This window comes from Thiohalocapsa sp., assembly GCF_019695415.1.
Taxonomy (GTDB): domain Bacteria; phylum Pseudomonadota; class Gammaproteobacteria; order Chromatiales; family Chromatiaceae; genus Thiohalocapsa.
In genome coordinates, this window is record NZ_JAIFKJ010000417.1 from 1 (window position 1) to 9,565 (window position 9,565).

Genomic DNA, 9,565 nt, shown 5'->3' on the forward strand with positions numbered 1-9,565 from the left:
ATGAAGTGGCCAGCAGGTTCTTCGACAATTATTCCGGCATTACCTATATCCACGAAGCAGAGGTGCTGCGCGCGCATAAGTTCTGACGAGCTGGACCGCCAATGGTTTCAGGAGCCGGGCCAAGCGCCCGGCTTTTTTTGCCTCGGTGCTTTTGTCGGTGCCGGTGGCGCGGATTGATACGCGACGAAAAAAAACGGCCCGAACCTGCTGTGAGCAGATTCAGGCCGTGGTTGGTGCCCAGGCCGTCGCGGCACAATGTTGCCACGGCTTAGTGAAGCGCCGATTTTCTGGCGCCCCCCGTGCGGGGCAGGGCGCCTCGCCATTGTCGGCGACGTAAGTCGCCAAGAATGAAGGCGCCGGGAAACCGCCCAATGTCTGGACGGGCTCGGCTCCGTCTGATTGATTGGGCAGGATGCCCAATCAATCAGCATCTTCTCAGAGTGCTGGCAGGTCGACAGGGCTCAGCTTCCCATCAGGGCTTGCGCCAAACCGATGTACAGCGGGATGCCCAGTGCAATGGCCACCGGCGTGCCGACAGCCGTGGATGCTCCTACGTACGCAGACGGATTGGCTGAAGGAATACCCGCTCTTAGGGTCGGTGGCCCGGAGATGTCCGAGCTGGAGCCGGCGATCACAGCCAACACCACGACGCCGCCGGGGCTGAAGCCTGTCGTGACATGGGCAATCCAGCCGAGCCCGAACGCGATGAGTCCGTGCGTCAACGGGGCTACCACGGCATAGACCGCATACCAATGGGCCACTCTGCGCAGCTCGTTAACCCGCGCCCAGGCCTCCATCCCCATCACCAGCATCAGCACCGACAGCAGGCCGCGGAAGAGGGGCTCGAAGAAGCTGTCGTAGACCGGGGCCGGATTTGTCACCAGTCCCAGCGCAATGCCGAGCAGCAGCGCCGACAGTGCCGAGCCTTGCAGACTCTCCTTGACGATGGGCCAGATCTTGACCGATTCGCCTCGGCTGCCGCCGCGCTGCTTATTGAGGTAGACGCTCGCGAGCACGATGGCGGTCACGAGCGCCGGGATGTCCATGAAGGGATACAGGGCAACGGACCAGGCCTCATAAGGCATGTTCTCTGCTTCCAGCACGGCCAGGGCGGCCGCGAGCGTGGAGCCGCTGACGGCGCCGAAGAGCCCGGCGGTGGCAATGCCGTCCTCGCGCTTTACGCTCGGCAGCATAGCCAGCGTATAGCGCCCGATGACGACGATAAGAATGCCCATCGCCACCGCGAATAGCGCGGGCAGCAGCATTTCACCCAGTTCCGCCTCGCGGATCTTCATGCCGCCCTTGAGCCCGACCTTCATGAGCAGCATGAAGACGATGAACTTGTAGATGGCATCGGGAATCTCGAGCCGGCTGCCGAGGGCGGCAATGATCATCCCGCCGAGCAGAAAGCCGAGCGTCGGCGACTGCAATTGCGAGGCGAAGCGCAGTAGGAAGTCCATCAGCGCATCCACGTTGTCACTCCTCTCAAGTCACGATCATTGGTATCAGGACATGAGGCAACCGTTGCCTCGGATCCTGGGTGAGTCGATGCAAGCAAGCGACAGAGCGGCAGCGGACTGGGGTCCAATGCGGCGCAGACGCCTTGCATTGGGCGCCGAAGATAAGGACTCAAAGACGAAAGCGCAAATAAATCAGCAAATCAGCGCTTATTCATTGGCGAAGCCTGAGCATGGTCATTGTGTCCAGGCTATTGGTTCGCGAAAACCGATGGATGACGCGTCGAAAGCCGTTTGAGACTGCGGGCAGCGGACCGATGCTCGCCGTTGATCAGCCCGACGTCGTGCCGATGGTCGCACGCTGACTGACGCTCCGGGGCGACAGAGACAACACGAGGTGACAGAAATGAATTTGGGCTTGACTGGGTTGGCGGCTGTTGGCTTGCTCCTGGCGGCAACGGCAAGTCCGGCATGGGAGCTCGTCGCCCACTCGCCGGCCGCCGTGGCGCCACAGCTGCCGTCGACGGGGGAGGCCGTCGAGCTCAAGGCGACCGCGAAGACGCCGTTGTGGTGGTTGCGTGAGCCGCATCGCCTGGCGCTTCAGCGGGGCTGGATTGGGGTGCCGTCGCGTGATTCCGGCATCAGGAGTTGTCAAAGCGCCGGCGACGGGCCATCGCTGAACAGGTCAGCAGTTGCGCGACAATAAGCCCGCTGCGGCGGCGCGGGCTGGGGGCACACCCGGCGTGCTTCTAGGGCCTCCGCGAGCGCGTCAAAGTCCTGCTCGGCGGTAAGCCCAAGCCCAGGCAGCCTGCCGCCGCTGCGGTGGATTGAGGCCGATTGAGTGATCGTCGCCGATCCAGCCGCTGCAGCTGGGGTATTTGTGGTTCGTTCCGGTATATCCCGGTATACCCGGCGCCGCAATGCCTGCCGCGCCGCTCTGGCGGCGCGTTGGCGAGGTGTGTCAGCGGCTGCCGCGGCGGAGGCCGTCACCGCTGCGCTCGGGCGTGGCATTGCCAGCGATCTCGAAGGCGCCGCGCTCCCCGCGGCGAGGCTGATCGCCAACGGTGGGCTCGATATCCGTGTCGACCGCCAGCGGGGCCCGGGTACCGCGGCGGGCATCCGGCTCACTCTCCGCGACGCTCGCTGCTGCGTGGCCCGGCAGCTTCGGCTCGTACAGCAGGGAGGCGGTGGCCGCGACGCTGCCGACCAGGCACAGGATAGCGACGGTAAGGGTCTTGGTCATGATGGCGATCTCCAATGGTGCTGTGGTTGCAGTACGGCCCCGGTGTTGGATGCCGCAGGTCGCTGTTCGACCTTGGAGATCAGCTTAGGGAACGGGGCGCCGGTGTGGAGGTAACCTTTGCTCAGCGCTTCTGTCAGAAATTACCGGCCTCGGCTGTCAAGCAGGGGCCCGCCGGCTCCCACCGGAGACGTGCAGCCGACAGCCTCGACGCCGCTGGCGTGCAGGCTATCGGCCGCAGGTGCGGCGGGTTAAAGCGATCGCTCCGGGGTGGCGGCCGGATGCCGCCTCACCCGCCGGGCGCCGCTCACTCCACGGTGACTGTGATCTGCTCGGAGTAGATGGGCGGGTCGTGCGGGACGTGCTTCATGTCGCCCAGGATCAGCTGAAGGGTGTGCGTGCCGGGCTCCAGCGTCACCTCGGTTTGCGTCTGCCCGCCGCCGAAGTGCTTGACATCGCCGCCGATGGGCTGGTCAAAGGGCGGCAGCTCCTGGTCGATGAGCAGGTGATGATGGCCTGTGGCCGGCGTGTCGGTGCCGGCGGGTGCGACGCCCATGTTCTCGAGACCGAACTTGACCGTGAAGGTCTGCGGTACAGTGGCACCATCGGTGGGCTCGATGAAGTACACCTTGGCGCCTTCCGGAGACGGCGTGCGTTCGATCTCGGCGAAGGCCGTGAAGGCTGCCAGCGCAAGGGGGGCCGCCACGAATGCGGCGGTGGGGAGGCGGAACATCATCTGAATCTCCTCTCTGTTTTTTGAGCTGCGGTCTGTCCGCAGGGGCGTGATTTGGCGCCGGCGATGGCCCGCAGCAAGGGCGTCAGCAAGCGGAAATCTGCGGCGAGCTGCAACAGTTTGTTAAGCAGCGCGGCAATCGAGTAACGCGTGCCGAGGATCAAGTGCCGAGTGATGCGTGCTCGGCGTGGTATGAAGGCGCTCGATCTTCCTCGCCGCTCGCCCCTAGCTCCTCGAACCTCTCCTCAGTACCGCCCCCCAGACTGCATCATGTAATTGCGCAGCTCCGCGCTCTCCAGGTTCACCCGCATGAGGTTGGAATGGGTGATGCGGAAGATGGCGCGCATGATCTTGTAAACCAGCCGCGGCTGGCTCTCGATAAGACCTTCAAAGGCCTCCGGTTCCAGCGTCAGCACCAGGCTGTCGGTGTCCGTGCAGAGGGCGGCCTTGCGTGGCGAGCCGTCGATGAAGGCGCGGGTGCCGGCGCACTCGCCGACGCGCATCTGGTAGACGGTCTCTTCCTGGCCGTTCACCTCCTTGCACACGTTCAGCCTGCCGCGGGCGAGTACGAAGAGTGTGCGACGCTGCTCGCCCTCGTGCACCAGGGTCTCGCCTGCGGGCACGGCCTGCACGCCCATGACGGCGGCCAGCGCAGCGCACTCATCGGGCGTCAGCTCGGCGCCGAGGGTGGATTGGGACAGGGCTTTGGCGATGTCGAGTTGTTGCATGGGTTACTGCCTGGATTTGCGCAAAATCACGTCGGCCAGGCTTGGCCGGCGGTACTTCCGCCAGTTTAGCGTGGGAATGTGACGGCAGGTTGTGTGACGGCATGCCGGGGCGCCGTGCAGCGAACAGGCCCGTTGTCGATACAGCTCAGCCGCCCAAACAGAAGCGCCGGATCAGCCCCCGCAGCATGCCGAGCATGGGCTCGATGCGCTCGATGGCGAGATACTCGTCCGGCTGATGCGCCTGGTCCACGTCGCCGGGGCCCAGGACCATGGTCTCCATGCCGAGCGCGCTGAAGAAGGGCGCCTCGGTGCCGAAGCTCACGGCCTCCGCCGCATGGCCCGTGAGCTCTTCGCCGGCGCGGACGATGGCGGCGGTGGCAGGGGTATCGGCCGGCGGGATGCTCGGAAAGAGCGGCTCCACCTGCCATGCGAGCCCGCGCGGCTCGGCCGCATCGGCGACGCGTCGGCGCAGCGCCGCCCGCAAGTCATCGGGCTCTTGGCCCGGCAGGGGCCGGATGTCGATATGCAGCTCGCATTGGCCGCAAATGCGGTTGAAATTGTCGCCACCGTGAATGTGGCCGCAGTTGATGGTGGGCCAAGCGACGCGGAAGGCCGGGTCGCGGTGCGCTTGCTTCAGCTCATCGCGCCAAGACAGCAGTGCCGTCAGCACGGCATGCATGCCCTCGATGGCGTTGTTGCCGAGGCTCGGGTCGCTGGCGTGGCCGCTGCGACCGACGAGCCGTATCGCCTCACCCATGACGCCCTTGTGAGCGCGGACAGGGCGCAAGCCCGTGGGCTCGCCGATGACGGCATAGCGGCCGAGCGGGCGGCCGGCGGCCACCAGGGCGCGGGCGCCGTGCATGGCGGACTCTTCGTCGGCGGTGGCGAGGATCATGAGCGGGTGCTTGAGCTGTGCGGCATCCAGCCCGCGGGCGGCCTCGATGGCGAGGCCGAGGAAGGACTTCATGTCCGCGGTGCCAAGGCCGTATAGGCGCCCGCCGTCTTCGGTGAGCCTGAGCGGGTCGTGCTGCCACAGGTCTGCATCGTAAGGCACGGTGTCAGAATGCCCGGCCAGCACCAGGCCACCTGGGCCGCTGCCCAGTGTGCCGAGCAGGTTGGCCTTATCCGGATGCCCAGGAATCTCGAGCCACTCCACCTTGAAGCCCGCCGCCGCCAGCCAGTCCGCCAAGGGCTCCAGCACCGGGCGGTTGCTCTGGTCCCAGTCCGGCTTGACGCTGCTGACGCTCGACGTGGCGATGAGCGTACGCAGCATCTCGATCAGCTCAGGTGGCTCTCGGGGCGGGATGGCGGGCATGTGCGACTCCGGTGGCTGCGGTGAACGCCGTATGGCCGTGGCTGCAACGCGGTGGCTCGAACGATCCGCCACCCTGCGGCAGCGGTGCCGAGGCGGCGTTTGCGCTACATTCTGTCGTAGGTCGACCCTTGCAATGGGGGTGTTCGTTGAGCTCGTCGGCCCCGGCGTCCGCTTCGGCGGCCGCATCGGCGCAGGCCGCCGGACCGCTTTCTCCGGTACAGGTTCGCGCGGCACGTGCGGCGGACCTGGATGCTCTGGTCAAGCTGGAGACGCAATGCTTCCAGGGCGATCGGCTGAGCCGGCGGCAGTTTCGCTATATGCTCTCCCGCGCCCAGGCGGCATTGCTGGTGGCGGTGGATCGGGCAACCGCGGAGACCGTGCCGACGCCCTTGCTTGGCTACGTGCTGGTGCTGTTCAACCGCGCGACGTCGGTGGCGCGGTTGTACTCGCTTGCCGTCGCTGCGGCCGCACGCCGGCGCGGTGTTGGCCGGGCGCTGGTGGCCGCCGCCGAGCGCGCCACCTGGGATGCCGAGCGCGCCTATCTGCGCCTGGAGATCCGGCGTGACAACATCGCCTCTCAGCGCCTGTTCGAGGGTCTGCGCTACCGGCGCTTCGGTGTGCTGTCGGACTACTATGACGACCACATGGAGGCCCTGCGCTATGAGAAGCAGCTCTCGCCGCACGCGGCGCAGCCGCCCGCCCGAGTCCCCTTTTACGAGCAGACACTGGATTTCACTTGCGGTCCGTCTTCACTGATGATGGCGATGCATGCGCTTGACCCGTCGGTGACGCTGGACCCGCAGGCCGAGTTCCGGCGCATGGCGCGCTATGGCCGGGCCGGGCTGCAGGCCGTCGTGCTGGTGTCTCTGCCAGCGGCTGTGGCAAGGCCGGCGGCGGTACCTGACACACATGGCTGAGCATGCGGTGCTGCTGGAGCAGCCAGGGGACTGGCGGCCTGGCTTTCCGGCGCTCAGGGTGGTGAGCGCGCGGGAGTACCTGAGCGGCGGCACGGACTGGTCCGCACGCCGGCGCCTGCACCTGGTGAACCTCTGCCGCGGATATCGGTATCTGAGCCTGGGTTACTACTGCTCGCTGCTGGCCGAGGCGCGCGGGCATCGGGTACTCCCCAGTGTCGAGACCATCCAAGATCTCTCCAGCCGTGGCCTGTATGGGCTCGTGTTGGACAGCTTCGAGGCGCCGCTGCGGCGCTTGCCGTCTCCGTTGGATGAGAAGGCGCAGATGTTGCGCCTCACGGTGCTGTTCGGCCGCTGCGCGGAGCCGGACCTGGAGCCGATGTTCCGGCAGCTGGCGCGGCGGGCGTTCGAGACCTTCCGCTGCCCTTTGCTGCGCCTAGAACTGAAGCACACCCGGGACTGGGAGCCCCAGCAGGGCGGCGCCGGGCGGGTCACCGCCGTCCGTGCGCTGACCCTGGATCGGCTGCCGGCGGCGCAGGAGCCAGCTTTCGTTGCCGCGCTGGATGCCTAGCTGTCCCAGCCCTGGCGGCGGCCGCGGGCGCCCCAGCGCTGGCGTTTCGATATTGCGGTCCTGCATGATCCTGAAGAGTCCCCGGCGCCGTCCTGCCCGCGGGCTCTGAAGCGCTTCCAGCAGGCGGGGCGGGAGCTCGGACTCCATGTCGAGCTCATCACGCGCCGCGACTTCGGCCGGCTCGCCGAGTACGACGCGCTCCTCATCCGCGAGACCACGCGCATTCACCACCATACCTTTCGGTTCGCGAAGAAGGCGGCAAGCGAGGGCATGGTGGTGATGGATGATCCGGTCTCCATCCTGCGCTGCACCAACAAGGTGTTCCTTGCAGAGCTGCTGGAGGCGCACGGCGTGCCGCGCCCGCGGACACTGATCCTGCGCCGGGAGACCCTGCTGGATGTGGAGGCGGTGATACCCTATCCCGTCGTGCTGAAGATCCCGGAGGGCTCCTTCTCCCGCGGCGTTTTCAAGGCCGCCGACCGTCCCGAGCTGCGCCGGATCGCGAGCCGGTTGTTTCGGGAATCGGATCTGATCCTGGCCCAAGAGTATCTCTACACCGAGTATGACTGGCGCATCGGTATCCTCGGCCGCCGGCCCCTCTATGCCTGCCGCTACTACATGAGCCGGGACCACTGGCAGATCGTGCGTCACCGTGCCGACGGCGGCCGTGACGAGGGCGGCTTCGCCACTGTCGCCGTCGAGGACGCGCCGGCGGAGGTGGTGGATGTGGCGCTCCGGGCCGCCAACCTCATCGGCGACGGTCTCTACGGGGTGGACGTCAAGGCTACGGTGCGCGGTGCCCTGGTGATCGAGGTAAACGACAATCCGAACCTGGACGCGGGCGTCGAGGACAAGGTGCTGGGGACGGGCTTGTACCGAGCGATCCTGCTTGAGATCGCGAGCCGGCTGGAGCGGCAGTGCCAACCCCGCCAGACGCCGCGGGGAGCCGACTGATGGCGCTCGGCGGCGACGCCGACCGACCGGAGACGACCGCACCGCCTGCCGGAGCGGCGAGCCTCGCCCATGCGCTGGCCCGCTACAGGCCGCTGTTCGACGAAGTGGTGGACGACTGGGATGCCTTCATCGACAGCCTGCGGCGACCGCTCGCCACCTGCCTCTGGGCTCGGCCCGGTCGCGCCGACGGCGGGACCTTGCAGGCGCTGTTGGCAGAGCAGGGCGTGCCGAGCTCGCCGGTGCCCTGGCTCGCGGACGCCCCGGGCACCGCGCTCGCGCTGCCGCCGGGCTTCAAGGCCGGCCAGCACTGGTGGTATTGCGCCGGGCTCGCTCACGCGCAGGAGGCCGTCTCGCAGCTGCCGGTGCTGCTGCTGGATCTGGCGCCCGGGCACCGGGTGCTTGACCTATGCGCGGCGCCTGGTGGCAAGACCGCACAGGTGGCGCTCAGCCTCGGCAACCGCGGCACGGTGCTCGCCAACGATTTTGCCATGGACCGTATCGCTGCGCTGCAGGGCAACCTAGACCGCCTGGGTGTGGTGAATGTCACCACCACGCGCTGGGACGGCGGCAACTATCCGGTGGGCGCCGGCCCCTTCGACCGCATCTTGGTGGACGCCCCCTGCTCCAGCGAGGGCACGCTGCGGCGCAACCCAGGCCTGGTGACCAAGCTCGGGGCGGAGCGCAGCACGCGCATGGCGGGCCGGCAGCGGGCATTGCTGCGCAAGGCCGTGAAGCTCTGTCGTCCGGGCGGGCGCATCCTCTACTCCACCTGCACCTTCGCGCCAGAAGAGAACGAGCTGGTGGTGGCGGACGTGTTGGCGGAGCAGGATGGCCGGCTCCGCCTGCTGCCGGCGCACGTGCCGGGACTGCTGTCCGGGCCGGGCGTGACCCGCTGGCAGGGCCGAGCGCTGCCGGATGTGCTGGCCGGCTGCCTGCGTGTCTGGCCGCACGCAAACGACACCGGCGGCTTCTTCATCGCCGTACTGGAGAAGGACGGCGCCGCGTCCTGCGTGCCCGAGGCGGAGCCGCTGCACCCAGCGCTCGAGCCCGCAGATGTGGATTGGTGTCGGGCGCTGGGGGAGCATTACGGTATTCCGGAGCCTCTCGAAATCCAGTTTCGCGTCCACCGACAGACCCGCCGCGGGCTGCACCTGGCGGCCCCGGACCATGCGCCGCCGGTGGCACCGCGGCCCGAAGGCAGCGGGCTCTTTTTTCATCGCACCAACATCCGCCCGCCCAAGCTCACCACCGCGGGTGCACTGCTGCTCGGTCGGCAGGCCACCCGCCAGGTGCTGGACCTGGATGCACCGGACGCCCGCGATGCCTACCTGCGGCGGCAGACGCTGACGCCCACGGTCGCGCAGCGGGCGAGCTGTCGACCGGGGCAGGTGATCGTCCGCCATCGCGGGCACCCCCTCGGCGTTGCGGTGCTGCACCGCTCCGGGGAACTCGAGAGCCTGTTCCCGCGCAAATGGAGCGGGTGCACGGCAGCGGGGTGATTTGGACCCGCGGCTCAGCGCTTAGGGAAGCGCCGATTTATTGGCGCTTCCCGCGCGGGGCAGGACGCCCCGCCATTTTCAGCGACGCAAGTCGCTGACAATGAAGGAGCCGGGAAACCGCCCAATGTCTGAATAGGCCCGGCTCCGTCTGATT

At 67.3% G+C, this 9,565-nt stretch carries 10 protein-coding genes; 4 read left to right on the plus strand and 6 right to left on the minus strand.

Annotated elements, in window-relative coordinates; genetic code table 11:
* Window positions 1–461 precede the first annotated feature (461 nt).
* The 6 genes from I6U14_RS11900 to argE all read right to left on the minus strand — a co-directional run bounded on the left by I6U14_RS11900 (window position 462) and on the right by argE (window position 5,473).
* On the minus strand, window positions 462–1,472 hold the full coding sequence (locus I6U14_RS11900) for a sodium-dependent bicarbonate transport family permease (RefSeq protein ID WP_296899598.1): 1,011 nt from the start codon (window positions 1,470–1,472) through the stop codon (window positions 462–464).
* A gap of 946 nt (window positions 1,473–2,418) precedes the next feature.
* Window positions 2,419–2,700 carry a hypothetical protein gene (locus tag I6U14_RS11905; RefSeq protein WP_296899599.1) on the minus strand — a complete coding sequence of 94 codons (282 nt, stop codon included), beginning with the start codon at window positions 2,698–2,700 and terminating at the stop codon, window positions 2,419–2,421.
* Between the two features lie 304 nt (window positions 2,701–3,004).
* Window positions 3,005–3,433 (minus strand): DUF4399 domain-containing protein, encoded by a 429-nt coding sequence (locus tag I6U14_RS11910; RefSeq protein ID WP_296899600.1) that lies wholly within the window; start codon window positions 3,431–3,433, stop codon window positions 3,005–3,007.
* Window positions 3,430–3,594, minus strand: coding sequence for a hypothetical protein (locus I6U14_RS11915; RefSeq protein ID WP_296899601.1), 165 nt, complete (start codon window positions 3,592–3,594; stop codon window positions 3,430–3,432). Before I6U14_RS11915 ends, I6U14_RS11910 begins: the two co-directional genes overlap by 4 nt.
* An 81-nt stretch (window positions 3,595–3,675) precedes the next feature.
* Window positions 3,676–4,158 (minus strand): Crp/Fnr family transcriptional regulator, encoded by a 483-nt coding sequence (locus I6U14_RS11920; RefSeq protein ID WP_296899602.1) that lies wholly within the window; start codon window positions 4,156–4,158, stop codon window positions 3,676–3,678.
* A 145-nt stretch (window positions 4,159–4,303) separates the two neighbouring features.
* On the minus strand, window positions 4,304–5,473 hold the full coding sequence (argE, locus tag I6U14_RS11925; protein ID WP_296899603.1) for an acetylornithine deacetylase: 1,170 nt from the start codon (window positions 5,471–5,473) through the stop codon (window positions 4,304–4,306).
* 146 nt (window positions 5,474–5,619) lie between these two features.
* Between argE and I6U14_RS11930 the strand changes: the two genes are divergently transcribed.
* From I6U14_RS11930 to I6U14_RS11940, 4 genes are all read left to right on the plus strand, one after another.
* Window positions 5,620–6,390: a peptidase C39 family protein gene (locus I6U14_RS11930; RefSeq protein ID WP_367115659.1), complete on the plus strand. Its 771-nt coding sequence runs from the start codon at window positions 5,620–5,622 to the stop codon at window positions 6,388–6,390.
* The gene (locus I6U14_RS18300) at window positions 6,383–6,958 is read left to right on the plus strand and encodes a RimK-like ATPgrasp N-terminal domain-containing protein (protein ID WP_367115660.1); all 576 of its coding nucleotides are present in this window, start codon (window positions 6,383–6,385) and stop codon (window positions 6,956–6,958) included. The genes I6U14_RS11930 and I6U14_RS18300 overlap by 8 nt, the downstream gene beginning before the upstream one ends.
* Window positions 6,959–7,237: 279 nt before the next feature.
* The gene (locus I6U14_RS18305; protein ID WP_367115661.1) at window positions 7,238–7,912 is read left to right on the plus strand and encodes a RimK family alpha-L-glutamate ligase; all 675 of its coding nucleotides are present in this window, start codon (window positions 7,238–7,240) and stop codon (window positions 7,910–7,912) included.
* Window positions 7,912–9,411, plus strand: coding sequence for an RsmB/NOP family class I SAM-dependent RNA methyltransferase (locus I6U14_RS11940; protein ID WP_296899604.1), 1,500 nt, complete (start codon window positions 7,912–7,914; stop codon window positions 9,409–9,411). The genes I6U14_RS18305 and I6U14_RS11940 overlap by 1 nt, the downstream gene beginning before the upstream one ends.
* Window positions 9,412–9,565 lie beyond the last annotated feature (154 nt).